We start from the raw sequence: 25474 nt of genomic DNA, 5'->3' as shown, positions 1-25474 counted from the left end.
TATCAGGTAGAACTGCTGCAGAGAAATGTCTCCTTAAGATTATGCGGCAGTTCTTTAAAATTCAAGAGTAAAAGTGGGGTTTTGCTGTGATAACGATAAAAGAAATAGCGGATATGCTAGGGATTAGTACGACCACAGTTAACAATGTGATACACGGAAAGACCGGTCAGGTGTCCAAGAAGACTATTGAGAAGGTACAAAAGGTTATTGAAGAATATGAGTATGTTCCCAATATGAATGCAAGAAACCTTGCCCAGAATAAATCCAAAATCATTGGATTTGCCATGAAGGCAAGAAGTGATAAATATGAAAATGCACTAAAGGATACCTATACCGGCGAACTGGTGGGAGCAATTGAGAAATGTCTTCGTATCAGCGGTTACTTTTTGATGATTTATATCTCAGAGGATTTAAACCAGATAATTAATTATGTATCTACCTGGAATGTTGATGGCCTGATACTGCTTGGAATGGCCGGAGATGACTGTATTTTGCTGAAAAGAAAAGTCAATAAGCCTATGGTATTTATCGACAGCTATTTTTACGAGGATGTCATGGAATATGTGAATGTAGGGCTTAAGGACATGCAGGGCGGCTATGAAATGACTAAATATTTGCTGGAGTGCGGGCATAGAAAGATAGGATTTGTTGCGGATAACTGTCTGGGAGTTGATAGGGAAAGATTCATGGGATATAAACAGGCACTCACTGAATATCAGGTAACCTATAAGGATGAGGATTTCTTTTGGCTTACCCCGGGTGAAAAAGGGATGGAAGACAGTCTGAAAGAACTGTTTAAGCATTTGCCCGGTTACACAGCCTTATTCTGTGCGTCGGATTACTATGCCATATATGTTATGAATTATCTAAGGGACCACGGGAAGCGGATACCGGATGATATCTCCATAACAGGCTTTGACGATAATGTATACTCACAGATCATACGCCCTGCGCTGACAACAGTTCATCAGGAAGTATCTCAAAAAGGTGAAATAGCAGTTGAAAAAATCTTAAAGCTTGTAAATGGAGAAGAAATAAAAGAAAGAATTATTATCCTTCCCGTAAAGGTAATAGCCCGGCAAAGTGTTAAAAAGCTTACAAAAACATTATAATACCGAATAGTTATACAATCCATAGCTCATGGTTATGTCTATTAAGATGTGATTATGAGCTTTTCTTTGGTTTATAGATAGAATCAAGTGCGGCAATATAGAGAAATGCTGCATAAAGTTTAATATTGCGCATTTGTATCAAGCACTGTAGAGCATATTATTTAAGATATTGGAAATAACACAGGCAATAATATCGGAATAAACTAAAAAAAAGATACTAAGCTAAAAAAAGGGCACTTTAAATAAAATATTATAATGGTAACATATTCTATGTTAGGTAATTTCAATATCCTAATTTTGATAAAATCAATTTTAGGATATTCAGAGTAAAGAGTTTCAATTGGGAGGTAATATAAAAATGTATGATAAAACGTCAGTCATAATGCCTACCTATAACCGCAGCGAATTCTTAAATTTAACACTGGCTGGGTTTACAATTCAGACAAGCAAAGATTTCAATATAGTTATAGTAGATGATGGCAGTATAGATGATACAAAGGCAGTAGTAGATACCTATCAGGGCAAGCTGGATATTACTTATGTGCATCAAGAAAACAGGGGGCGTTCCAAATCAAGAAATACCGGGCTGAAACATACGAATGCAAATCATATTATTTTTTGTGATGATGACAGAATTCCAAACAAAAATTTCATAGCAGTACATCAGGCGAACAAGAGTCAGAATCTTGCAGCAATGGGCATGAAAGAAAAGATTCTCGTAAGGTACAATTCAAAGATGCAATGGAAAGAAAACTCTCTGAAGATATTAATCAAACAGCTTAAGGAACCAAAAAAAGACATTTTTACAGAAGATTTTTTCACTGAAAGAGATATAGTAACTGATTTTGAAAATATTATCAGCACCTTTAGCGTAGGGGGATCTACTGACAATTACCGCGATGTTGTTGAGAAATACGGAAACAATCTTGAGGGTTTCTATTTTCCATGGGTCACAGGAACGACAGCTAATATGTCCTTTGTACGGAAAAATATAGAGGATTTCCTCTTTGACGAAAACTATACTTCTTGGGGCATGGAAGATACGGATTATTCCTTTATGTTATATCAACGGGGATATCGATTCAGAATGATAGACGATGCAGTTAACTATCACCAGAATCATCCAGGAAATTTTTCTCTCGAAAGGGATAGCCTGAACAAAAATGTCAAATATTTTTGTCAGAAATATGATGATTTATCCTGCTATTTATTTGCCAATATGTTTGGCATAAAGCGTATGTCCATGATTGAATTAAATGAGCTATACCATGCGGTGACAGAGAAAACAGTAGGTGAAGACTCCGTAGAAGAAACACTAAAGAAGCTGTTAACAAACACTCTTTATTAGGAGAAACCTAAGGATGGAAAATATAATTGAACTGAAAAATCTCAGCAAAGATTTTAAGATTCTGAATAAAAAGAGTGGTAAATTTAGTGTTGTTAAGGATTTATTTTCAACTGATTATACTGTGGAAAGAGCCGTGAATCAGATTAATTTAAATATCGGTAAGGGCGAAATTGTGGGATTTATAGGACCGAATGGTGCCGGAAAGTCTACCACGATTAAGATGTTAACCGGCGTTTTGGTTCCGACAGAGGGAACCGTACTTGTAAATGGTTTTATACCCTATAAACACAGAGTAAAATATGTGAAGGAAATTGGGGTTGTAATGGGCCAGAGAAGTCAGCTCTGGTGGGATTTGTCAGTGGAAGATTCTTTTAAGGTGATGAAAGAAATGTATGAATTAAGTGATGCAGAGTATGCAGAGAACATGAGAATATTTGAAGAGGAACTCTGCATATCGGAGCTTTTTGATAAATCAGTCCGTCACTTATCATTAGGACAAAAAATGCTGTGCGAGATAGTAGCGGTGCTGCTTTATAATCCCAAGGTGATTTTCCTGGATGAACCAACAATTGGTCTTGACATTTCGGTAAAGACTAAAATAAGAAAAATAATTAAGAGGATGAACAGCCAGCAAGGGGTCACCGTTATTCTTACAACCCACGATATCAGCGATATTGAAGCTTTATGTGACAGAGTTGTTATCATAGATCATGGCACTATCATTTTTGATGACTCCATGAACAAGATGAAACAGCTTGTTGGGAGTGAAAGGAAAATTATTGAAATAACAACAAAAAAGGTGATTTCCGATGAGCTTACAGAAAAAATAAAAGGAATGTTTACAAAGGAGCATCTGCAGATTAATCCGGCTTCGAACAAAAGGATGGATATTATCTGTGATAGCGGTGAGGTGGATATCAATGAGCTTCTGCTACAGATAATGGAATATGTCGGAATAGAGGATATCAATACGGTTGGAGTAAAAATAGAAGATATTGTCCGACAGGTATACGAGGGAAACTTGTTATGAAAAAACATACAATTTTAATCATTGCCGGGATAAAGAGTTCCTTTGCTTACCGCTTTAAGATTATAACCAGCTTGTTTTTTAATGCCGCCTATTTATTTATTTTATATTATATTTGGAAAGGTATTTATGGATCCCAAGAAACAGTAGCCGGCTTAACCTTCACCCAAACGTATAATTATATGGCTGTTTCGACCATATTAAGTTCTTTATTTAATTCCCGAACTGACTGGCGGATGTCCATAAAGGTACAAACTGGTAATATACTTGGATATTACATGAAACCCTTACCCATAGAGCTTCAATTTTTTTATGAAGCGATAGGAAATGTAATGGTTCAGTTTTTTATAGTGCTTTCTCCAGTGATTTTATTTATGGCGTTTACAGCCGGACTAACTGATTACAGGAATGTGCTTTTTTTTATCCTTTCACTGCCTTTTGCATTTATTATTAATTTCTGCTTTGAATACATAATTGGTACAATTTCATTCTATACGGAATCTTTGTGGGGGATAATCATTTTAAAGAATGCGGTTGTATCCTTTTTATCTGGTGGATTAATTCCTTTAAAATTTTTTCCGGAAAGTGTCCGGAATGTAATTAAATGGTTACCATTTCGAGGAGTGATTGATATTCCCCTTGAAATTTTATTTGGATATATATCGAATTATGGGTTTGTACTGAAAAATATTGCAATTCAGGTGTTTTGGGCAGTTATTTTGGTATGGATTTCCCGTTGCTTTTATAAAAAGTCAGAAAAGGCGCTTATTGTAAATGGAGGGTAATTTAAAAGATTTTTAAAATTCTATTTAGGCAGTAATACCGACCGAAAGATCTGAGTAGATTTGTGGTATATATGGGGTGTGAAATGAGAAAAAGTACTAAGTATTATACAAAAATTTATCTGATGTTAATCTCAAAATATGTAAAAGCCCGTATGGCTTACAGAGCGGATTTTCTAATCAGCCTGATTGGCATCTTTATAGAAAATACTATAGGATTGTTGTTTTATTCCGTTGTTTTTATGCGTGTAACTTATATTGGCGGCTGGGGGTATAATGAACTTCTATTTATATACGGGTTCCTTGTAACAGCCTCATCCGTTTTTCATGTTTTCTTTGGAAATATGTTTAATCTGAAAACCTATATAGTAAACGGAGATTTTACCAAGTTCTATTTCAGGCCGATGAACATACTGTTTTCTTTTGTATCGGAATACATAGATATAAAATCGATTTTTCAAGTTATTATCGGCATCTATTTAATGGTTATTTCCTCAAATACGCTGAATATCATTTGGGATTTTCAGATGGTATTGTTATTGATTCTTCTGATAATTAGTTCAGGAATCATAATAATTTCAACAATGACTATTTGTGCCTCCTTGGGATTTTGGGTAAGAGATCCATCTGTTATTATGGACTTTATGCTTAAGGTGAAGGATTACTCAAAATATCCTATGACAATTTATAACAAAATATTACAGCTCTTTTTTTCTATAATTATTCCACTGGGCTTTATGTCCTATTATCCATCGCTATTGTTTTTGAAGAATTCAGTTGTCAGGTATATGTGGATAGTGCCCTTTCAGCTTATTGTCAGTGCTGTATATTTTTTTATAGCAGTGTTTGTTTTTCAGAAGGGAACTAGATTTTATGAAGGTGCAGGCAGTTGATTATAATGTAATATACCTGCAAAATATTGTGATTGTAACAAAAAGATCTTAATCCCGCCCCATTACTACATTCAGAGCCATTTAAGTGTTTTTATCGGTTCTATAATAAATATTGGAATGTGTTTTATGACACTCCCAATATTTATTATAGAACCTTTTTTTATAGAAAATTCACCAAGTCACATTCTTTATTGTGTGGATAAATTTGCATTTTAATGAGTATTCTATAATAAATCAATTTCATATTGCAGGGAAGGAAGTGAAAATATGGTAACAATTGGTCTGTTTCTATAAAAAATCTGTAATATTGCACAAATAGAAAACAAAAAAATAGAAATATATGCTTGTAAATTTCTAAATAAGATGGTAATATAATAAATACGAAGACCTTATGCGCAAAAGGTGAAGTAAAATATTAAAGAATATTGGAGGTTTTACATGAAAAAAAGATTGTTAGCTGTTTTACTCGCGTGCATGCTCGCAGCGGTATCCTTAACCGGCTGTGCAGGCAACAACACCAAGAACAATACCAATGGCAATAATAATACCCCGACAACAGACGATAAGGGTTCAACTTCTAAGGGGAATGGAAAAGCAATCCGTCTGGTAAATGGTAAGATCGAAATCGACAATCAGTTAAAAAGCTTTGCAGCAGCATATAAAGAAAAAACCGGGCAGGAAGTTATCATTGAATCCCTGGGTGGCGGTGTTGATATCAACGGAACTTTAAAGGGCTATCTTGCAGCAGGAAATATGCCTGATATCTTTGTTTTTGGCGGTGAAGGCGACTACCAGACATGGAAGAGTTATATGACGGACTTAAGCGGTGAAAGCTGGGCTTCCCAGACAGACTTCGGCTTTAAGGATGCTGACGGTAAGACAGTAGGTTTCCCTTATGCAGTAGAAGGTTATGGAATTACTTACAATGCGGATGTTCTTAAAAAAGCCGGTGTTGATCCGAAATCTCTTGTGAACTACGACGCTTACAAGGCAGCTTTTGAAAAGATTGATTCTATGAAGGATGAACTTGGTTTAACAGCTGTATGCTCTGTTGCGGCAGAAGCAGGACAGATGTACTGGTCAACAGGCAACCATATTTTTGGATATTATTTATCAGCAGGTTTAAAGAGAGATGATACCACTTATATTGACATGTTAAAAGAAGGCAAGGTGGATGATCAAAGACTTGGACAGTTTGCTGATTTTACAAAGATGCTCTTTAGTTATTCTGATCCTACGGTTTTAATTTCCGGTACCTATGATGACCAGTTAGCACTCTGGGCACAGGGAAAGACAGCTTTTGTAACACAGGGTAACTGGATAGATCCCTCCCTCCCTGATTATAATGTTAAATTTGATTGCGGAATCGCACCGTTGGCCTTCTTAAAAGAAGATACCGCAGGCGTTCTGGCTGATTGTCCTTCCTGGTGGTCAGTATACAATGAAGGCAAGAACATTGATGCCTGCAAGGCTTTCTTAAATGACCTTGCTACTTCTGCCGAAGGACAGAAAGCATTGGTAAAAGACTGCGGCATGATATCACCTTACAAGACCTGTACAGAGGTTCCTGAAACACCTCTTGCAGTCAGCTTAAAGAGCTACATTGATGCAGGAAATACTTATTCCTGGCAGTGGACAAAAATGCCGGAAGGTATTGCGCAGAATGCAACCGGTGCAGTATTTGAATTATATGCAAAGGGCGACCTTGGCAAAGATGAGTTTGTTAAAATGTTAAGCAGTACAATTGCTGATTACGTTAAAAAATAAAGATGGCAGGAAAGGACTGCTGTATTCCGCTTAGGGTTGCAGCAGTCCGATTATTGCAGTAATCTAAGGCAAGGCTGCCATGTGATAGGAGGATTAGAGTGAATACACAGCTAAAAAGAACTTTCTCCCTGATAGAAATAATAGTCGGATTATGTGCAATGGCTTTTGCCTTGTACCTGGATTTTACAGGAAATGAAAGCAGTTACAGAGGGATATTGCTGGCGGCAGGGCTTGTACTTATCGTAGCGGGACTATTTATACTGCCTACCAAAAAACACCGTTCCATTGTAAATGTCCTGTTTTTGCTTCCGGTCTTACTAACGTTTTTTTTCACAGTTTTGAATCCGTTTATTCTGGGTATTTTCTATTCCCTGACAGACTGGAACGGTATAAAGTTTACAAAGTTTGTAGGAATAGGCAATTACATTACCATGTTTCAGTCAAGGGACTATGTTTATTCCTTTTTGATTACTTTTCTCTATACGATACTGAATATGATTTTTGTGAATATTGCAGCATTTGCTCTTGCACTTTTATGTACATCAAAGGTAAGAGGAAGAAATTTTTACCGTGCTTCCTTCTTCCTGCCGAACCTTATCGGCGGTATTGTTTTAGGTTATGTATGGCAGTTTATTTTCAACAAAGTATTTACAGCTGCTATTGCAGGCAGCCAGTCAATGCTTACTGACCCTAATTTGGCACTGGCAGCAATTCTGATTGTAAGTACCTGGCAGTACGCAGGATATATTATGATGATTTACGTAACAGGCCTTCAGGGAGTACCGAAAGATATTATGGAGGCTTCCAATGTAGACGGGGCAAACTGGTGGGTAGCCTTAAAGAGAATCAAAATGCCCATGATTGCCAATACCTTTACTGTATGTATGTTTTTAACATTGGTAAATTCCTTTAAACAGTTTGACCTAAACCTTGCTATAACAAATGGAGCACCCAGCAGGATACTGCAGGGAAAGGCAGTGCTGTCTACGGAATTTATGGCCCTGAATATTTATAAAACAGCAATTGCAAAAAATGAATATGCCCTGGGGCAGACAAAAGCCGTTGTTTTCTTTATCATTCTGGCTATTGTATCGCTTACTCAGGTTTCCATAAATAAGAGAAAGGAGGTTGAAATGTGATGAAAACGAGAAAAATCAATTTATTATTTGGTGAGATAGCAGGAATTATATTATCCATTATCGTTTTGCTGCCCTTTCTCCTGGTACTCTTTAACTCATCTAAAAAAAGTGCAGATATTGTTATCAGCCCTATTAAACCTCCGACAAATATCAGTCAGTTGTTTACAAATCTAGGAAATGTAATCAATAATCAGAATTTCAGTTATTGGAAATCCTTTTCAAGTTCTTTGATTATTACAGTGGTGTCCTTGGCTTTGCTGTCTTTATTTTCCGGTATGGCAGCCTGGGTTTTGGTGAGAAATAAAAAGAAATGGTCCAGTGTTATATTTATGCTTTTTGTAGCCGCTATGGTTATTCCTTTTCAGGTAGTTATGCTTCCGCTTTTATCTACTTTCCGAAGCCTATCTTCCTTTACGGGCATACAGTTTCTTAGCAGCTATACCGGAATTATCTTTGCCTATCTGGGTTTTGGCGGTTCCATGTCTATCTTTATCCTTCACGGCTTCATTAAGGGAATTCCTTATGAGTTAGAGGAAGCAGCATGGATTGACGGCTGCAGTCCGGAAGGGACTTTTTTTAGAATTATATTCCCCTTGTTAAAGCCGGTACAGATGACTGTCCTGATTCTAAACGGTATCTGGATATGGAATGATTATTTGCTTCCATCCCTTATGCTTGGGCTCAACGGAAGAATAAAGACTCTGCCGGTTGCGGTAAGCAGCTTTGTAGGATCTTATGTAAAACAGTGGGATTTAATTCTGACAGCGGCACTTTTGGCCATGATTCCTATCATTATCTTGTTCGCATTTGCACAGAGGCAGATTATACAGGGAATGGTAGAAGGTGCTATAAAGTAAGAAGGAGGTTGATATGCAAAAGAAGTGGTGGCATGATAAGATTGCCTATCAAATATACCCTAAGAGTTTTTATGATGCAGACGGAGACGGAATTGGGGATTTAAGAGGAATAATAAACAAATTGGACTATTTGCAGGAACTGGGAGTGGATATTCTGTGGCTGTCACCGATATTTTGTTCTCCTTTAGCAGATCAGGGATATGACATATCCGATTACTATAATATTGACCCAAGATTCGGTACAATGGATGATATGGAAGAATTAATAGCCAGGGCCAGGGAAAAGAATATGTATATTCTGATGGATCTGGTGGTAAACCACTGTTCTGATGAACATATTTGGTTTAAAGAAGCCTTAAAAGATCCGGACGGCAGATATGGAAAGTATTTTTATATAGAGGAAGGAAAGGATGGGAAGCCCCCCTGCAACTGGCGTTCCTATTTTGGAGGAAGTGCCTGGGAAATCATTCCCGGCACGGATAAATATTATTTCCATGCCTTTCATAAGAAGCAGCCGGATTTGAATTGGGAAAATCCAGAGGTCAGGCAGGAAATCTATAAGATGATAAACTGGTGGCTTAACAAGGGGCTTGGCGGTTTCCGTATTGATGCGATTATCAATATAAAGAAGGTGCTTCCTTTTAAGGATTATAAGCCTGACAGAGAGGACGGCATGGTCAGTATTAAGACCATGTTAAAGGAAGCAGAAGGAATCGGAGAATTCTTATCAGAGATGAAAAGGGAGACCTTTGAGAAGTACGATGCCTTTACGGTTGGAGAAGTGTTTGACGCCAAAGAAGAAGAGATGCCTTTGTTCTTTGGAGAAGACGGGTATTTTTCCAGTATCTTTGAGTTCGGCCCGGCACTTATCGGAAAAAGCGCTAATGGCTGGTATGATTGCCAGGAGGTTACAACAAAAGAGTATAAGGCTACCTGCTTTAGGAGTCAGGAGAAAGCAGACAAAGTAGGCTTTATGTCAAACATTATAGAAAACCATGATGAGCCCAGAGGGGTAAATGAATTTATATCCGAAGAGGACTTATCAGAGACCAGTAAGAAGCTTTTAGCTGCCATATATTTTCTTCAAAAGGGAATTCCGTTTATCTATCAGGGACAGGAGCTGGGAATGGAAAATACGGTGTTTCATTCCATAGAAGAAGTGGATGATATATCCACAAAGGATGAGTATCAGATTGCTTTGGATGCAGGCTGCAGTAAAGAAGAAGCGCTAAGGATTGTAAGCAAATACAGCCGTGACAATGCAAGAACGCCCTTCCAGTGGAATGATGGGATAAACGCCGGATTTTCCGAAGGAAAATCATGGCTGCCATTAAACCCTAATTATCCTTCTATCAATGCCAAAGAGCAGATGGGAAGAGAAGACTCGGTATTTCATTTTTACAGGAAACTGATTGAGCTAAGGAAAGAAGAGGAATATAAGGAAGTTCTGGTATACGGTAAATTTGTACCTGTTCTTCCGGAGAAAGAAAACTTTATGGCTTATCTTAGAAAAGGACAGGAAAAGACCATTCTTGTCGCCGCTAATTTCCAAAGAGAGTGTGCGGCTATCAAGCTGCCTGTCAGGTGTAAGAAAATACTTCTGAATAATTATGAGGATGTTAAGAGAGAAGGAAGTACCGTAATCTTTGACGGTTATCAGGTAGTGGTGATGGAAGTAGAGCAGCTGGCGGAATTAGTAAAACAGTAAATTAATAGATAGAACCAATATAACAAATAAAAGCCGGGGGAAACAGTCGTTAGAACTGTTTTTCCAGGCTTTTTGGATGTCAAATTAAAACTAAAGCATAAAGGATTCTATTACATGTGCTATGCCGTCTTCGTCGTTGGAGAGAGTAATATAATCTGCCTTGCTTTTTACAATATCCTGGGCATTTGCCATTGCAACACCCATTCCGGCATATTCTATCATAGAGATATCATTAAAGCCATCTCCGCAGCTAATCATCTGTTCCCTGGACAAGCCCAGGCAGTCAAGAAGCTTACCAAGAGAATATGCTTTATCAATATTTTTAGGCATAATCTCGAGAAAATAAGGTTCTGAACGATAGATATTTAAGCCTTCGCTAAGATCAGCCTTAAGTTCGGGTTCCATCCTTTTTAAAATATCCGGTTCACCGGTCATAAGGCATTTATTAATATCAAACTGTATATACGCTACAAAATCATCCACTTGCTTTATCGGAATACCATTAACTCTGGCTTCTGTCTCCATAAATCTATCAATCTTAGAGTCGGTTATAACACAGTCACCTTCATAGGATATAAGACCAACCTCATTTTTACTGGCAGCAGCATGAAGAAGGGGAAGATAATCCCGGTTCAATACCTGCTGAAAGATAATTTCGTTATCTTTGCAGTTAATTACTTTTGCTCCATTGAAAGAAAGAATATAACCGTTGTATTCGGATAGCTTTAATTTTCTGGCAAGAGGAAGGATTCCCGGGGTGGGACGTCCGGAGGCTAATACTACCTTGTGGCCTCTTTCCTGAATTGCCATGATGGAACGATAGGTTTTGTCTGATATTTCTTTCTTGGAATTGGTCAGTGTTCCGTCTATGTCCAGAACAAGAATCTCGTATGCCATGTTATATCCTTTCTTACATGCTCTCTAAACAGCTCAAATAGTTTATGCAGAGATTTTTGCCCATGGATTTACCTTGATATAATGCCTGGTCTGCGCAGGTAATATTCTTCTCTACAGTCAGATCAGGGTCGTATTTGACAACACCGCCTGTTATGGTGCAATGAAAATCGGTGCTTTCAAAGGTAAAGGTATATCTTTCAACTTCTTTTCGTAATTTATCTGCTATCTTCATAGCAGTATCTATATCGGCATTGGGCAGAAATACCAGGAATTCTTCACCGCCCCAGCGGCTTATGGTATCCTCTTCTCTCAATATGAGCCTAAAAATATTGGATATATTGACCAAAGCAATGTCTCCGGCATTATGTCCGTATACGTCATTAATATTCTTAAAGTTGTCCACATCAAAAAGAATCAGAGCAAATTCTGTATAATCAGATTCAACATATTCATGGAGTTTCTCCATAAAATAACGCCTGTTATACAGCTTTGTAAGGTAATCGGTAATAGCCATTTCCTTTAATTCCTTCATGAGAAGCTGAAGTTCACGCTGGTTTTTTACATTCTGCATATGAACCTTAACACGTGCCTTAAGCTCTTCCGGGATAAAGGGCTTTGATACATAATCGGCAGCTCCTACCTCAAAACCTCGAAGAACGGACTCTGAATCATTGTTTCCTGTGATGAAGATGATTGGTATATCCTTGGTTTCAGGGAAACCCTTTAAGATCTTGCAGGTCTCATATCCGTCTATACCGGTCATCATAATGTCTAACAGTATCAGGGTGGGACGAAGTGTCTTGGCAATTGGAATGCTTTCCTCCCCTGAATGGGCAATAGCTATGTGCAATGATGAGGACTCTAAAATATCCTTTATAATGGTACATATAATCTCACTGTCATCAACTACCAAGACTGTATCCTTTTCCATAACAAATCTCCTTGCATAATTAAAATTGCAATACTGAAACTATTAACTAATTTTATATTATAGCATTTTGGAGAAAATTTCAACTTAATCCAACAGAAATTAAAAAAAATGTTGAGCTAAATGGGGTTTTAGCAGATTATAGTATAATTTAAGGATTTATGCTGCATATAAATTAATAGTTTTTACCGCAGATTAACGGCGGTACCGGAAACAGTCACCATAAGCATACCATTATCGGCGCCTAAAACCTCATAATCCACATCAACAGCTACAACAGCGTCTGCTCCCATACTTCTGGCCCGTTCCTCCATTTCTCTTATTGCATTTTGCCTTGCCTGGATTAATTCATCCTCATAAGTAGATGAACGGCCTCCAAAGAAATTGGATAATCCGGCAGCAAAATCTTTTATAAAGTTAACACCGGATATGACTTCACCAAAAACAATACCCTTGTACTCTGTTATGGTTCTTCCTTCAATCGTATTTGTAGTTGTAATAATCATGTTTATACCTTCTTTCCTATTATAATTTTCTTTCAATCTAACTTCCAGATGATTTACACTTTTGAATTATACAGTATATGCCTTAAGCATTTGTGAGAAGAGTATTAACATTTTATTAGAAATTAATTCTTATTGCCCTGTTTCATAGCCCTCACTTTTAAGGAGAGGCCAAAGAGGTTAATAAAGCCTTCTGCATCCTTATGGTTGTAAAGCTCACCGGTTGTAAAGGAAGCTATACTTTCATTATATAAAGAATAAGGAGAAGTAGTACCCTGTTTGATAATGTTTCCTTTATACAGTTTAAGCTTTACTTCACCGGTTACGTATTCCTGTGTGGAATCTACGAAAGCCTGGAGAGCTTCTCTTAAAGGAGTAAACCATTTGCCTTCGTATACAACATCGGCAAATTTATCACCAATACCCTTCTTGTAGGCGAGCGTGTCACGGTCTAATATCAGTTCTTCCAAAGCAGTATGTGCTTCCATCAGAATTGTTCCGCCCGGTGTTTCATATACGCCACGGGACTTCATACCAACTACGCGGTTTTCTACGATATCTACAATACCGACGCCGTGCTTGCCCCCTAATTCGTTAAGCTTCTCAATGATTTCGGATGCTTTCATGGCCTCGCCGTTTAGTGTGGCAGGAATACCTTTTTCAAAAGAAAGTGTTAAGTATTCACCTTCCTCCGGAGCTTTCTCGGGAGAAACACCAAGAACCAGCAGGTGGTCGTAATTAGGAGCATTGGCAGGGTCCTCAAGCTCCAGACCTTCATGGCTGATATGCCAGAGGTTCCTGTCTCGACTGTAGCTGTTATCAGCGGAAAAAGGAAGGTGGATACCGTGATTTTCGCAGTATTCAATTTCCTCTTCACGGGAGGAGATATCCCAGATGCGCCAGGGGGCGATAATCTTTAAATCAGGGGCTAAAGCTTTAATGCCAAGTTCAAAGCGCACCTGGTCGTTTCCCTTGCCGGTGGCACCGTGGCAAATAGCGGTTGCATTTTCCAGTCTTGCAATCTCTACCAGACGTTTGGCAATTACAGGTCTTGCCATGGAAGTTCCGAGTAAATATTTATTTTCGTAAACGGCACCTGCCTTTACGCAAGGCAATACGAAATCATCCACAAATTCTTCTACGACATCTTCAATATAGAGCTTTACGGCACCTGATGCCTTGGCTCTTTCTTCCAGACCGTCCAGTTCATTGCCCTGCCCAACATTAATGCATACACAAACAACATCATAATCATAGTTTTCTTTTAACCAGGGTATAATGACAGTGGTATCAAGACCTCCGGAATAAGCAAGTATAACTTTCTCTTTCATTTTGAATCCTCCTAATTTTTAATTTTAAATTATTATAAATATACATCAATGTGTTATTTTATGCAATACCTATTTTGAAAATCATAAAAAGAATAGGCCTTCTTTTCCCTTTATGGACAAACATTTGCCGCAATGATATAATTTGGGAAAATGGAAAGAGAACATTACTTAAGGAGGAATACTATGTATAAAATTATATTGGCATCCGGTTCACCAAGAAGAAGGGAAATCTTAGAACAGGCAGGAGTAAAGTTTGAGATAAAGGTAAGCAATGCAGAAGAGATAACAGACAAAACAAATCCCTCTGATATGGTGGAGGAACTGGCACGCTTAAAAGCAGAAGCTATAAAAAAGGAAGCAGAAGGAGACTTTCTTATTATTAGTGCGGATACACTGGTATTCCTTGACGGTAAGCCTCTTGGAAAACCAAGGAACAGCGAGGAAGCTTATCATATGCTTAAGCTTCTTTCCGGCAGAAAGCATGAGGTATATACGGGAGTTGCCATTGTAATAGGAGAAAAAGAAAAAACAGAGAAGAGGCTGGTCTTCCATCAGATGAGCCGTGTAGAGGTGGAAACTTTAACGGAGGAGCAGATTGAAAGCTATATTGCCACCGGTGAACCCTTTGACAAGGCGGGGGCTTATGCCATTCAGGGAAGGTTTGCAGTGCATATAAGCGGCATTGAAGGAGAGTATAATAATATTGTAGGGCTTCCCATAGCAAAGATTTATCATGAGCTTTTAAAGGAAGGGATCGATATTTTAAAAAAATAAAATTAGGTATTGCATAATAATTTATTAATGTGTATAATTATAAATTAATTAGAGAAGAAAGAAAGCCGCAGCTCTGACAGCATTACAAGCAGAATTGCAGCATAGGAGGTATACACATGGAGATTATTAGCGGTGGGGTGACTGCCCCAAAAGGATATAAAGCAGCAGGTATTTATGCAGGAATTAAGAAAAAGAAAAAGGATATGGCATTGGTCTACAGCGTTGTTCCGGCAAAGGCCGCAGGTACCTTTACGACCAATCTGGTAAAAGCAGCCCCTGTAATATGGGATAGGAAGATTATACAGGAATATGGCATGGCTCAGGCAGTAGTACTTAACAGCGGAGTTGCCAATGCCTGTACCGGTGCTTTGGGAACAGAGAACAATGAAAAGATGGCTGCCTTTATGGCTTCGGAATTAGGCCTTAAGAAAGAAGCAGTACTGACAGCTTCTACAGGTGTTATCGGCAGACAGCTTCCTATTGAAGCTATCGCAGAGGGCTGTAAGCTGCTGAAACAAGAGCTGGGTGAGGACAAGGAACATGCTGGACTGGCGGCAGAAGCAATCATGACTACGGACACTTTTGCAAAGCAATATGCCATTTCTTTTGAACTAAACGGAATACCTGTAACAATAGGCGGAATGTCCAAAGGGTCCGGCATGATACATCCCAATATGGCTACAATGCTTGGAGTCATTACAACGGACCTTGCCATCAGTAAGGAACTGCTGATTGAAGCCATTAGAGAAGATGTGAAGGACAGCTTTAATATGATATCCGTTGACAGGGATACCTCTACCAATGATTCTCTTCTGATATTGGCTAACGGAATGGCAGGCAACGAAGAAATTACAGAAAAAAATGAAGCTTATGAAATCTTTGTAAAAGCTCTCCATACGATTACAACAGAGCTTGCCAAAATGATGGCTTCCGACGGGGAAGGTGCAACCAAACTGTTTGAATGCAGAGTAACAGGAGCGGATACCAAGGAGCAGGCGGTCATATTAAGCAAATCCATTATTACCTCCAATCTGGTAAAGACTGCCATATACGGTAATGATGCCAACTGGGGAAGAATTCTTTGTGCAATGGGTTATGCAGGAGCCTCATTTGACCCTGATAAAGTTGATTTATATATTGAAAGCTGCGCAGGCTCTTTAAAGCTTGTGGAAAATGGAATGGCTATGGATTACAGCGAAGAAATGGCAACGGAAATCTTAAAGCAAAAGGAAGTAAGTGCAATTGCTGACATTAAGAGCGGCAATTGTATGGCTACGGCCTGGGGCTGTGATCTGACAGATAAATATGTGTATATTAATGCGGACTATCGTTCATAAAAAAGCCATTCTTATTTTAAATCAAATTTTATCGCAGGAGGAGTTCATATGGAACCCATGGACCAGATACTTATGAAAGCGCAGACTCTGATTGAAGCGCTTCCCTATATACAGAAATTCAATAATAAGAAAGTTGTTGTAAAATACGGTGGCAGCGCCATGTTAGATGAGAATCTTCAATTAAATGTTATAAAGGATGTGGCACTTTTAAAGCTTGTTGGCATGCAGCCCATCATTGTCCATGGAGGAGGAAAGGAAATCTCCAAGTGGGTAAGTCTTTTAGGGCATGAATCCACCTTTGTGGAAGGCTTAAGAGTAACCGATGAAGAGACCATGGAAGTGGCAGAGATGGTTCTTGGCAAGGTAAATAAGAATCTTGTGCAGATGATTGAAAAGCTTGGTGTAAAAGCTGTTGGCATCAGCGGCAAGGACGGCTCTACCTTAAAGGTAGAAAAGAAATATGCAAATGGCCAGGACATCGGTTATGTAGGGAATATCACCGAAGTAAATGCAGATTTAATTAATACGCTGATTGATAATAACTTTATTCCGGTTATTGCGCCTATCGGACTGGACGCGGATTACCATGCCTATAACATAAATGCGGATGATGCTGCCTGTGCGGTAGCAACAGCAATCGGAGCAGAGAAACTGGCATTCCTTACAGATATCGAAGGTGTTTATACCGATCCGTCCGATAAAAACACCCTTATTTCCGTGCTGACGCTGGAAAAAGCAGATAAGCTGATGACCAATGGATTTATCGGAGGAGGCATGCTGCCAAAGCTTAAGAATTGCATTGATGCTGTTAAGGGAGGCGTTTCCAGAGTGCATATTCTGGATGGCAGAATGGAACATTGCCTGTTGCTGGAGTTCTTTACAAACAGAGGAATCGGAACAGCTATTCTTAGCAATGAAAGTATTCTGTTTGATAATGAGAAAATGCAGGCAGAAGGTTAAGGAGGGAAAGCGATGGAAGAATACATAAAGGAAGCAGAAAACCTGTTGATGCATACCTATTCAAGATATAAGATAGTTCTTGACAGAGGTGAAGGTGTTTATTTATATGATACGGACGGGAAGAAATACCTTGATTTTGGCGCCGGTATTGCAGTATTTGCTTTAGGTTACGGTAATACAGAGTATAACAGTGCATTAAAGGCACAGATTGATAAACTTCTTCATACCTCCAATTACTTCTATAATGTACCTTCCATTAAGGCAGCCGCAAGGCTGGCAGGGGCTTCCGGTATGGATAGGGTATTTTTTACTAACAGCGGAACAGAAGCTATCGAGGGAGCTATTAAGCTTGCCAGAAAGTATTATTACAAGAAGCATCATACAGGGGACAGTCAGATTATCGCAATGAACCGTTCCTTTCACGGAAGAAGCATGGGAGCGCTTTCAGTAACCGGCCAGCCTTCTTACAGGGAAGCTTTTGAGCCTTTGATCGGTGGGGTTGTTTTTACGGACTTAAATTCCATAGAAGATATAAAGGCAAAGATCAATGAAAAGACCTGCGCTATTTTATTAGAGCCGGTTCAGGCAGAAGGTGGCGTCTATCCGGCTGATGAAGAATATCTTAAGGAGTTAAGAAGGCTGTGCGATGAAAAAGATATTCTGCTTATCTTCGATGAAATACAATGCGGTATGGGAAGAACCGGCAGTATGTTTGCATGGCAGGAATATGGTGTAAAGCCGGATATCTTAACTGCTGCCAAGGCTCTTGGCTGCGGTGTTCCCGTAGGAGCCTTTGCAGCTGTGGAAAAAGTCTGCAAAGCATTTGAGCCGGGAGACCACGGTACCACCTACGGCGGAAATCCATTTACGGCGGCAGCGGTAAATGCAGTATTCGACCAGTATGAAAAGCTTAATCTTCTCCACCATGTAAAGGAGGTATCTGCTTATCTTGAAGATAGGTTAGATGAACTGGCAGAAAACCATAAGGAAATCAAAGAAAGAAGAGGAAAGGGGTTACTCCAGGGACTTGAATTTGAATATCCGGTAAAGGATATTATCTTAAAGGCTATGGATAATAACCTGATACTGTTTTCTGCAGGAAGCAATGTGTTAAGATTTATTCCGCCCCTTGTTATAACAAAGGAGCATGTGGATGAGATGATAGAAATACTGAAAAAAGTAATTTAATATAGAGTAAATTATCCCATAATTGTACAGACTATGAAAGAGCGTTTCTGCCGGCGGCTGGTTAAACTTCCGCATGGCAGAATTTACTGAAATATAGGAAAGGATGTACAGTTATGGGATTTTTGGGATTTATCATGGCCATTATTTCAGGAGCCCTTATGAGTATTCAGGGGGTTTTTAATACAGGAGTAACGAAACAGACAAGCGTTTGGGTATCTGCAAGCTTCGTCCAGCTTACGGCTTTTATCGTATGCATCATTGCCTGGTTTATAACCGGCAGGGAAGGAAGTTTTGGAGGCCTTTTTAAAATCGACAACAAGTATATGCTCTTAGGAGGCGCTATCGGAGCCTTCATCACCTTTACTGTCATTAAGAGCGTAGGCGCCTTAGGACCTGCCAAAGCCATTATGGTAATTGTCACCTCCCAGGTCATTGTAGCCTATCTTATCGAGCTTCTTGGCATATTCGGAGCAGAGAAAGCGGATTTTGACTGGCGCAAACTAATAGGAGTAGCATTGGTAATCGGAGGTATCCTAACCTTTAAATGGGAGTAAATTTTACGATTTTCTTAAGGTTACAAACTTTTCAAAATACCTATTGTAATACCACAATTTATTAGGTAGAATGATAACATGCAAATGTATTGAGGATACGGTTTGCCGGCCTTTCTGAAACTAGAAAGGTGTCGCTATGAAAAAGTATAAATATTTAAAAGCAGGTCTTATAGCTGTCTTTCTTGTTCTGACAGGAATTATCTACAGCTGTCAGAGAAATGGAAAAGAACAACTTGACAGCACTTTAGGCACTCCCCTTACAGCAGAGGAAACAAAGCAGACGGATGCTCCTACTAATTTACCGGAAGATACCGATAAAGAGAAAGAAGAAATTACCGGTACGCCAAAGGAAGAAAAGTGCTATGTCCATATTTGCGGTGAAGTCAAAAAACCTGGAGTCTATGAGGTTTCAAAGGAAGCCAGAATTTTTGAGATAGTGGATTTGGCAGGCGGTTTTACAAAAGAAGCGGACAAGGATTATATCAATCAGGCAGCTTCCATAGAAGACGGCCAGCAGATATACATTCCTGCCAAAGAAGAGGTACTTAAGGGAGAAAAGGCCAAAGCAGCGGATTCAGGGAAAAACCCCGGGTCAGGACAAACAAGAGACAATACAGGAAACAGCGGTAAAATCAATATCAATATCAATACTGCTGCGAAGGAAGAACTTTGCTCCCTGCCTGGTATTGGAGAAGCAAAGGCAGACAGCATAATAGATTACAGGACAAACCACGGCAGATTCCAGAGTATTGAAGAATTAAAAGAAATTGATGGAATCAAGGATGGAGTCTATAATAAAATAAAAGATAGGATTATCAGTGAATAGGATATAGGTGATTATTGTGGGAAAAAAGGTGCTTGTTGTAGATGATGAAAAGTTAATAGTGAAGGGAATCCGCTTCAGCCTGGAGCAGGACGGTATGGAAGTGGACTGTGCTTATGACGGTGAGGAGGCCCTGGAGGCAGCCAAGAAGAAGGAATATGATGTAGTGCTCTTAGATGTCATGCTTCCGAAGATGACAGGTTTTGAAATATGCCAGCAGATAAGGGAATTTTCAAATATGCCGATTATCATGCTTACTGCCAAGGGAGATGATATGGATAAAATTCTTGGGCTGGAATACGGAGCAGATGATTATATTACAAAGCCCTTTAATATTTTAGAGGTAAAGGCAAGAATTAAGGCCATTATGCGCCGCAGTACCAAGCAAAATGCGGATGTTCAGGCAAAGGTTGTTGTATTTGGAGATTTAAAAATCGACTGCGAAAGCAGAAGAGTATATGTAAATAGCAAAGAAGTGAATTTAACTGCAAAAGAGTTTGATTTGCTGGAGTTATTGATATTCAATCCAAATAAAGTCTATAGCAGAGAAAACTTACTTAATACAGTTTGGGGATATGATTATCCCGGAGATGTTAGAACAGTGGATGTGCATATAAGAAGACTTCGTGAAAAGATTGAAGATAATCCCAGCGAGCCTAAATATGTACATACAAAATGGGGTGTTGGCTATTTTTTCCAAAATTAAAGAAGGATTCTGGTTTTTAAAGAGCATGAGAGTGCATGCTCTTCTTGCTCTTTTTATAATAGGTATCATACCTCTTTTGTTCTTTTCCTGGGAAATCTTAAATACTTACGACAGTACTGCCACAAACCAGAGAAAAGCAGAGGTGCAGAGCCAGGGAAATTCCCTTGCCAATCTTTTGGTGTCGTCGGGATATCTTCAGGATTCTACCATTGAAGAGGTGAATACGGAGGTTTTAAGGCTTGCAAATCTCTACGAGGGAAGAATTCTTGTAATAGACAATAAGCTTAATATACTGAAAGATACCTATGGAGTTGAGGACGGAAACATCATTATATCTGAGGATGTTATCAAATGCCTTAAAGGGAGCAGCAGTGTTTTCCACAATAATCATGCTAATAATATCGAAATGACAATACCAATCACCCAAACCTCTTCCAAAGAAATTGCGGGTGTTATTCTTATGAACTTTTCTACGAAGAACATTCAGAATATCTATACAATACTGTATAAAAAGACAACGGTTTTATTTGTTACCACGATAATACTGATATTCATTTATGCCTTTTTCTATTCGGGTGTATTCACGAAACCATTTTTGAATCTAAAAAAGGCTATCGGACATCTGACAGAAGGGTATATGGATGATGAGGTAAAGATTGATGGCTTTTATGAAGTACAGCAAATTTCTATTTCCTTAAATCAGATGCTTACAAGAATTAAGAATTTGGAGAATTCCAGGCAGGAATTTGTATCCAATGTATCCCATGAACTGAAAACACCTCTGACCTCTGTTAAGGTACTGGCAGATTCTCTTTTGATGCAGGAGAATGTACAGCCAGAACTCTACAGGGAATTCCTTATTGATATAGCAGATGAGATTGAAAGAGAGAACAAAATTATCAATGATCTTTTATCTCTGGTAAAGCTTGATAAGACTGCCAGTGATATGAATATTACTTCTATCAAGATTAATGATTTACTGGAACTTGTGTTAAAGAGGCTTCGTCCTATTGCCAAGAAAAACAATATTGAGCTTATCTATGAAAGCTACAGGCCGGTAATTGCAGAAGTGGATGAGGTGAAGCTGTCTTTGGCTTTCTCCAATCTGATAGAGAATGCCATTAAATATAATGTGGAGGATGGCTGGGTAAGGGTATCCTTAAATGCGGACCACAAATATTTTTATGTAAAGGTTTCGGATTCCGGCATTGGCATCCCGGAGGAAGCGCAGGATTCCATCTTTGACCGCTTCTATAGAGTGGATAAAGCACGTTCCAGAGGGACAGGAGGAACGGGCCTTGGACTTGCTATCACCAAGAATGCTGTCCATATGCATAAGGGCGCAATAAAGGTGTACAGCAAAGAAAATGAAGGAACCACCTTTACCGTACGTATTCCTATTAATTACATTGCGTAATGGCGCAGATAATAGAGTTAAGGAAAGAGGTTTAAATGAGAGGATTAATCCATAAACGGCATAAAAACAGAATAGAAAAAAGCCTGGCTTTGACCTTTCTTGTGCTGCTGTTTGGTGTCCTTGCCACCGGAGGATGCAGCGAGAGGGGGAAGGATTCGGCAAAGAATCAGAATGGTCCCTTTGTCTACTGTATTGATCAGGCTGAAACAAAAATAGTGCAGGTAAATTACACTCCCAAGTCAAAGACCAAAGAAGACCTGGTAAAGGAGTATCTGGAAGCTCTCTCGGTAGAACCGGATGATATTACCTTGAAGCGGGCTATTCCGGATGGACTTTATGTGGAAAAAGCGGTATTTAGTGAGAGCGGACTAAGTTTGAAATTTAATTCAGCTTATAATAATCTTACAGGAATAACAGAAGTGTTGGCAAGAGCCTGCATCATTAAGACACTTTGCCAGATTGAAGGGGTGGATGATGTTTCATTTTATGTAGGCGGGTCGCCATTAACCGGGCTTAACGGCAATCCCATAGGCTTTAAAAATGAAAAAGATTTTATTGATGGCAGCAGCGCGGAAGATGTATATATTACCGTATATTTTGCCAATGAAAAGGGCAATAAACTGGTTCCAAGTGATTTGAAAGTTTCCTATGACGGAAATATGCAGCCTATCGAAAAAACTATTATTGGAGCACTGATGGAAGGGCCGGTTGAGGCCAATATGAAAAAATGCATCCCTGACGGGACGCGGCTTTTAAAAGTTACTACCAAGGATGGAATCTGCTACGTGGATTTCAATGAAAATTTCCTAAACAAGGTAGAGGGGGTTAAAGCAGAAGTAGTGCTGTATTCCGTAATTAACTCTTTGGATGAATTATCAACAGTTAATAAAGTGCAGTTTACAATTAACGGTTCCACAAAAAAGACTTTTCAGGAGGACATTCCCTTTGACGGTCTTTTCGAGAGGAATCTGGATTTGATTGCCGGAGATAAATAATGGAGATTAAGAGACCTTTTATATGGATTCTTGCCGCATATCTTGCAGGACTTGCCGCATATGCATGCTCCTTGCAAAAAGCGGTAATTATAGGCGTGGGTATATTACTTGCAGTACTCTTATTTTTTCTCATGCCGGGAGGAAAAAGGAACAGGCTTAAGAATTATTTTTTTCTTCTGCTTCTTCCCGTTCTGTTTGCTGCCGGGTATGGGCAGATAAATAAAGCGCTTCTTGCACCGCCGGGCGATAAGGATTTTAAAGAAAAGCAGAAGGCCTGGGCAAAAGGGGAAATAAGCCTTGTGGAAGAGACGGATAAATACACAAGGCTTACGGTAAAGAATTCGGTACTTACCTTAGAAAAAGGCAAAAGCTATACAGAACTTAAAATTTTAGTCTATATAGATCAAAAAGAAAGCTATTCCATCGGCAATAAGGTGAAGATATCCGGTACTGTAATGAAGTTTACAAAGGCTTCCAATCCCGGACAGTTCAATGAATATCTATACTATAAGACCAAAAAATATCATTACAAATTCTATGCAGATTCTGTTACAGTCGTAAACTCTGAAATAAATTCTTATTATCAAACCCTTTATAGAATAAAAAAACAATTGACTAACACTTATTATAAACTTCTTCCGGAAAAGAACGCAGGAATTCTTACGGCCATGATGCTAGGTGATACAGGTAATCTGGATGCCGGTATAAAGGAATTATACAGAGAAAATGGCATAACCCATATCCTCGCCATATCAGGCTTACATATATCCCTCCTGGGGCTTACCTTGTACAAGATATTCAGGCGGCTTCATATGCCTCTTCTTCCATCTACGTTATTAACCCATCTCTTCTTATATTCCTACGGGGTGCTGACCGGCTATGGTGTATCCACCAACAGGGCTGTGGTTATGATGAGTGTATATATGGCAGCAGTTCTGGCGGGAAGAACTTATGATCTGCTCTCTGGTACTGCTTTTAGTGCTCTTATTATTCTGCTGCAAAGGCCTCTTGAAATCACCGGAGCCGGCTTTCTTCTTTCCTTTGGTGCTGTTATCGGAATAGGTGCGGTATATCCTGCACTGCAAAAGGCGTTATCCGGGAAAAAAGAGAAGCTTCAAAAACCAGAATCGAAGCATAAAACAGCTCCTGATGTAAAGAGAAAGCTGATTGAAATAATAAAACAGTATAATAAGATGTTATTGCAGACATTTCTTGCAAGCGCAGGGGTCCAACTAATTCTTCTTCCTATCCTATTGTGGTATTTTTATGAGATACCGGTCTATTCACCTTTTATAAATCTTTTAATCATCCCATTATCCTCTTTGTTAACAATACTGGCCTTTATCTCCGTTCTGGCAGGCTGCTTTTGTGTGCCCTTAGGAATCTTTTTAATGGGCAGCGTAAACTATATTCTGGAATTTTATGAAGCAGTCTGTCTGGTAGGTTCCGGTCTGCCATATAAAAGCATCCTTACGGGGAGACCGGATATTCTTGTGATTTTCACCTTTTATACGACTCTCTTTTTCTTTGTACAGTGTAACCGGAAGAGGGGAAGACGGATAAGTCTGTTGTTATTATTTTCATTTGCTCTTCTGCTGTCACCGGTAAAAGAAAATAATCTGGAAGTGACCTTTTTGGATGTGGGACAGGGAGATGGGATATTCTTAAAACTGCCTGATAATACCACTATTCTCGTGGACGGAGGAAGCTCTGACGTAAAGAATCTTGGAAAATACAGGCTGGAGCCATTTCTAAAATTCCAGGGGATAAATGAGATTGATTATGCTATTGTTACTCATGGAGACAGCGATCACTATTCCGGTATCCTCGAATTGATGCAAAAGGACTATAAGGGAGATATCAGAATAAAGAATCTGATACTTCCGGGTGTTCCACTGGAGGAAGACGCTTATCAGAATCTTATACGGGCAGCCGGAGAAAAAGATACCCTGGTATCTGTGCTTAACGCAGGAGATTATATCAGCAGAGGCAGCGTATACCTTTCCTGTCTTTGGCCGGATAAGAAAGCTTCTGAATTACCGGGGGCATTTTCTGATACAAATAGCCACTCTATTGTTTTGGGACTGCATTATCTGGAGTTTGACCTCTTGCTTACAGGGGACCTGGAAGGGATGGGAGAAGAGCAGATTACAAAGAGCATAAAAGAAGCAGGGCAGCAGTATGATATCCTAAAGGTGGCTCATCATGGGTCAAAATACTCAACAGGGGATGAATTTTTGAATGCCGTATCGCCTGGCTTTGCCATTATTTCCTGCGGAGCCGGCAATTCTTACGGACATCCTCATAAGGAAACCATAAACCGCCTTATGGAATGCAAAAGCACAATTCTTCAAACGACAGAGAGTGGAGCTATTACTGTAATAACGGACGGAAATAGAATAAGAATAAAAATGAAAAAGTGAAAATT

General features: G+C 39.1%; 23 protein-coding genes. 19 read left to right on the top strand and 4 right to left on the bottom strand.

What is annotated here, in order from left to right:
• Positions 1–86 precede the first annotated feature (86 nt).
• The 9 genes from BUF11_RS15585 to BUF11_RS15545 all read left to right on the top strand — a co-directional run bounded on the left by BUF11_RS15585 (position 87) and on the right by BUF11_RS15545 (position 10633).
• The gene (locus tag BUF11_RS15585; RefSeq protein ID WP_073589782.1) at positions 87–1112 is read left to right on the top strand and encodes a LacI family DNA-binding transcriptional regulator; all 1026 of its coding nucleotides are present in this window, start codon (positions 87–89) and stop codon (positions 1110–1112) included.
• A gap of 358 nt (positions 1113–1470) precedes the next feature.
• The gene (locus BUF11_RS15580) at positions 1471–2460 is read left to right on the top strand and encodes a glycosyltransferase family 2 protein (protein ID WP_073589781.1); all 990 of its coding nucleotides are present in this window, start codon (positions 1471–1473) and stop codon (positions 2458–2460) included.
• 13 nt (positions 2461–2473) lie between these two features.
• Positions 2474–3490: an ABC transporter ATP-binding protein gene (locus BUF11_RS15575; protein ID WP_073589780.1), complete on the top strand. Its 1017-nt coding sequence runs from the start codon at positions 2474–2476 to the stop codon at positions 3488–3490.
• Positions 3487–4272: an ABC transporter permease gene (locus tag BUF11_RS15570; protein WP_073589779.1), complete on the top strand. Its 786-nt coding sequence runs from the start codon at positions 3487–3489 to the stop codon at positions 4270–4272. Before BUF11_RS15575 ends, BUF11_RS15570 begins: the two co-directional genes overlap by 4 nt.
• A gap of 83 nt (positions 4273–4355) precedes the next feature.
• Positions 4356–5162: an ABC transporter permease gene (locus tag BUF11_RS15565; protein WP_073589778.1), complete on the top strand. Its 807-nt coding sequence runs from the start codon at positions 4356–4358 to the stop codon at positions 5160–5162.
• Between the two features lie 438 nt (positions 5163–5600).
• Positions 5601–6929: an ABC transporter substrate-binding protein gene (locus BUF11_RS15560; protein ID WP_073589777.1), complete on the top strand. Its 1329-nt coding sequence runs from the start codon at positions 5601–5603 to the stop codon at positions 6927–6929.
• A 98-nt stretch (positions 6930–7027) separates the two neighbouring features.
• Positions 7028–8068, top strand: a complete 1041-nt coding sequence (locus BUF11_RS15555; RefSeq protein WP_073589776.1) for a carbohydrate ABC transporter permease — start codon at positions 7028–7030, stop codon at positions 8066–8068.
• Positions 8068–8925 carry a carbohydrate ABC transporter permease gene (locus BUF11_RS15550; protein ID WP_073589775.1) on the top strand — a complete coding sequence of 286 codons (858 nt, stop codon included), beginning with the start codon at positions 8068–8070 and terminating at the stop codon, positions 8923–8925. The genes BUF11_RS15555 and BUF11_RS15550 overlap by 1 nt, the downstream gene beginning before the upstream one ends.
• Positions 8926–8938: 13 nt before the next feature.
• The gene (locus BUF11_RS15545; RefSeq protein ID WP_073589774.1) at positions 8939–10633 is read left to right on the top strand and encodes a glycoside hydrolase family 13 protein; all 1695 of its coding nucleotides are present in this window, start codon (positions 8939–8941) and stop codon (positions 10631–10633) included.
• A gap of 90 nt (positions 10634–10723) precedes the next feature.
• On the opposite strand, the gene BUF11_RS15540 is transcribed toward BUF11_RS15545, so the two are convergent.
• From BUF11_RS15540 to BUF11_RS15525, 4 genes are all read right to left on the bottom strand, one after another.
• Complete coding sequence (locus BUF11_RS15540; RefSeq protein WP_073589773.1) at positions 10724–11530, bottom strand: Cof-type HAD-IIB family hydrolase; 807 nt, start codon at positions 11528–11530, stop codon at positions 10724–10726.
• A gap of 13 nt (positions 11531–11543) precedes the next feature.
• Positions 11544–12461 (bottom strand): GGDEF domain-containing response regulator, encoded by a 918-nt coding sequence (locus tag BUF11_RS15535; protein ID WP_073589772.1) that lies wholly within the window; start codon positions 12459–12461, stop codon positions 11544–11546.
• 182 nt (positions 12462–12643) lie between these two features.
• On the bottom strand, positions 12644–12964 hold the full coding sequence (locus tag BUF11_RS15530; RefSeq protein ID WP_073589771.1) for a putative heavy metal-binding protein: 321 nt from the start codon (positions 12962–12964) through the stop codon (positions 12644–12646).
• A 122-nt stretch (positions 12965–13086) separates the two neighbouring features.
• Positions 13087–14292 carry an argininosuccinate synthase gene (locus tag BUF11_RS15525; protein ID WP_073589770.1) on the bottom strand — a complete coding sequence of 402 codons (1206 nt, stop codon included), beginning with the start codon at positions 14290–14292 and terminating at the stop codon, positions 13087–13089.
• 183 nt (positions 14293–14475) lie between these two features.
• Here BUF11_RS15525 and BUF11_RS15520 point away from each other — a divergent pair, with 183 nt between their 5' ends.
• From BUF11_RS15520 to BUF11_RS15475, 10 genes are all read left to right on the top strand, one after another.
• On the top strand, positions 14476–15066 hold the full coding sequence (locus tag BUF11_RS15520; protein ID WP_073589769.1) for a Maf family protein: 591 nt from the start codon (positions 14476–14478) through the stop codon (positions 15064–15066).
• Between the two features lie 116 nt (positions 15067–15182).
• Positions 15183–16403 (top strand): bifunctional glutamate N-acetyltransferase/amino-acid acetyltransferase ArgJ, encoded by a 1221-nt coding sequence (argJ, locus tag BUF11_RS15515; protein WP_073589768.1) that lies wholly within the window; start codon positions 15183–15185, stop codon positions 16401–16403.
• Between the two features lie 57 nt (positions 16404–16460).
• Positions 16461–17363: an acetylglutamate kinase gene (gene argB, locus BUF11_RS15510; RefSeq protein WP_175562087.1), complete on the top strand. Its 903-nt coding sequence runs from the start codon at positions 16461–16463 to the stop codon at positions 17361–17363.
• A gap of 12 nt (positions 17364–17375) precedes the next feature.
• Positions 17376–18551, top strand: a complete 1176-nt coding sequence (locus BUF11_RS15505; protein ID WP_073589766.1) for an aspartate aminotransferase family protein — start codon at positions 17376–17378, stop codon at positions 18549–18551.
• Between the two features lie 113 nt (positions 18552–18664).
• Positions 18665–19105, top strand: a complete 441-nt coding sequence (locus BUF11_RS15500) for a DMT family transporter (protein ID WP_073589765.1) — start codon at positions 18665–18667, stop codon at positions 19103–19105.
• A gap of 136 nt (positions 19106–19241) precedes the next feature.
• Positions 19242–19931, top strand: coding sequence for a helix-hairpin-helix domain-containing protein (locus BUF11_RS15495; RefSeq protein WP_073589764.1), 690 nt, complete (start codon positions 19242–19244; stop codon positions 19929–19931).
• Between the two features lie 16 nt (positions 19932–19947).
• Positions 19948–20634: a response regulator transcription factor gene (locus BUF11_RS15490; RefSeq protein ID WP_073589763.1), complete on the top strand. Its 687-nt coding sequence runs from the start codon at positions 19948–19950 to the stop codon at positions 20632–20634.
• On the top strand, positions 20591–22051 hold the full coding sequence (locus BUF11_RS15485; RefSeq protein WP_073589762.1) for a sensor histidine kinase: 1461 nt from the start codon (positions 20591–20593) through the stop codon (positions 22049–22051). Before BUF11_RS15490 ends, BUF11_RS15485 begins: the two co-directional genes overlap by 44 nt.
• Before the next feature lie 35 nt (positions 22052–22086).
• Positions 22087–23046 (top strand): GerMN domain-containing protein, encoded by a 960-nt coding sequence (locus tag BUF11_RS15480; protein WP_073589761.1) that lies wholly within the window; start codon positions 22087–22089, stop codon positions 23044–23046.
• On the top strand, positions 23046–25469 hold the full coding sequence (locus BUF11_RS15475; RefSeq protein WP_073589760.1) for a DNA internalization-related competence protein ComEC/Rec2: 2424 nt from the start codon (positions 23046–23048) through the stop codon (positions 25467–25469). Before BUF11_RS15480 ends, BUF11_RS15475 begins: the two co-directional genes overlap by 1 nt.
• Positions 25470–25474 lie beyond the last annotated feature (5 nt).

This window comes from Anaerocolumna xylanovorans DSM 12503 (assembly GCF_900143645.1).
Lineage (GTDB): Bacteria > Bacillota > Clostridia > Lachnospirales > Lachnospiraceae > Anaerocolumna > Anaerocolumna xylanovorans.
The sequence above is the reverse complement of the archived record's forward strand: the minus strand, read 5'-3'. Positions and strand labels throughout refer to the sequence as shown.

Excerpts from the sequence above, each read along its gene's own strand:
- BUF11_RS15580 (WP_073589781.1), top strand. The coding sequence starts at position 1,471 with ATGTATGATAAAACGTCAGTCATAATGCCTACCTATAACCGCAGCGAA.
- BUF11_RS15575 (WP_073589780.1), top strand. The coding sequence starts at position 2,474 with ATGGAAAATATAATTGAACTGAAAAATCTCAGCAAAGATTTTAAGATT.
- BUF11_RS15570 (WP_073589779.1), top strand. The coding sequence starts at position 3,487 with ATGAAAAAACATACAATTTTAATCATTGCCGGGATAAAGAGTTCCTTT.
- BUF11_RS15565 (WP_073589778.1), top strand. The coding sequence starts at position 4,356 with ATGAGAAAAAGTACTAAGTATTATACAAAAATTTATCTGATGTTAATC.
- BUF11_RS15560 (WP_073589777.1), top strand. The coding sequence starts at position 5,601 with ATGAAAAAAAGATTGTTAGCTGTTTTACTCGCGTGCATGCTCGCAGCG.
- BUF11_RS15550 (WP_073589775.1), top strand. The coding sequence starts at position 8,068 with ATGAAAACGAGAAAAATCAATTTATTATTTGGTGAGATAGCAGGAATT.
- BUF11_RS15545 (WP_073589774.1), top strand. The coding sequence starts at position 8,939 with ATGCAAAAGAAGTGGTGGCATGATAAGATTGCCTATCAAATATACCCT.
- BUF11_RS15540 (WP_073589773.1), bottom strand. The coding sequence starts at position 11,530 with ATGGCATACGAGATTCTTGTTCTGGACATAGACGGAACACTGACCAAT.
- BUF11_RS15535 (WP_073589772.1), bottom strand. The coding sequence starts at position 12,461 with ATGGAAAAGGATACAGTCTTGGTAGTTGATGACAGTGAGATTATATGT.
- BUF11_RS15530 (WP_073589771.1), bottom strand. The coding sequence starts at position 12,964 with ATGATTATTACAACTACAAATACGATTGAAGGAAGAACCATAACAGAG.
- BUF11_RS15525 (WP_073589770.1), bottom strand. The coding sequence starts at position 14,292 with ATGAAAGAGAAAGTTATACTTGCTTATTCCGGAGGTCTTGATACCACT.
- BUF11_RS15520 (WP_073589769.1), top strand. The coding sequence starts at position 14,476 with ATGTATAAAATTATATTGGCATCCGGTTCACCAAGAAGAAGGGAAATC.
- argJ (WP_073589768.1), top strand. The coding sequence starts at position 15,183 with ATGGAGATTATTAGCGGTGGGGTGACTGCCCCAAAAGGATATAAAGCA.
- argB (WP_175562087.1), top strand. The coding sequence starts at position 16,461 with ATGGACCAGATACTTATGAAAGCGCAGACTCTGATTGAAGCGCTTCCC.
- BUF11_RS15505 (WP_073589766.1), top strand. The coding sequence starts at position 17,376 with ATGGAAGAATACATAAAGGAAGCAGAAAACCTGTTGATGCATACCTAT.
- BUF11_RS15500 (WP_073589765.1), top strand. The coding sequence starts at position 18,665 with ATGGGATTTTTGGGATTTATCATGGCCATTATTTCAGGAGCCCTTATG.
- BUF11_RS15495 (WP_073589764.1), top strand. The coding sequence starts at position 19,242 with ATGAAAAAGTATAAATATTTAAAAGCAGGTCTTATAGCTGTCTTTCTT.
- BUF11_RS15485 (WP_073589762.1), top strand. The coding sequence starts at position 20,591 with ATGTACATACAAAATGGGGTGTTGGCTATTTTTTCCAAAATTAAAGAA.
- BUF11_RS15480 (WP_073589761.1), top strand. The coding sequence starts at position 22,087 with ATGAGAGGATTAATCCATAAACGGCATAAAAACAGAATAGAAAAAAGC.
- BUF11_RS15475 (WP_073589760.1), top strand. The coding sequence starts at position 23,046 with ATGGAGATTAAGAGACCTTTTATATGGATTCTTGCCGCATATCTTGCA.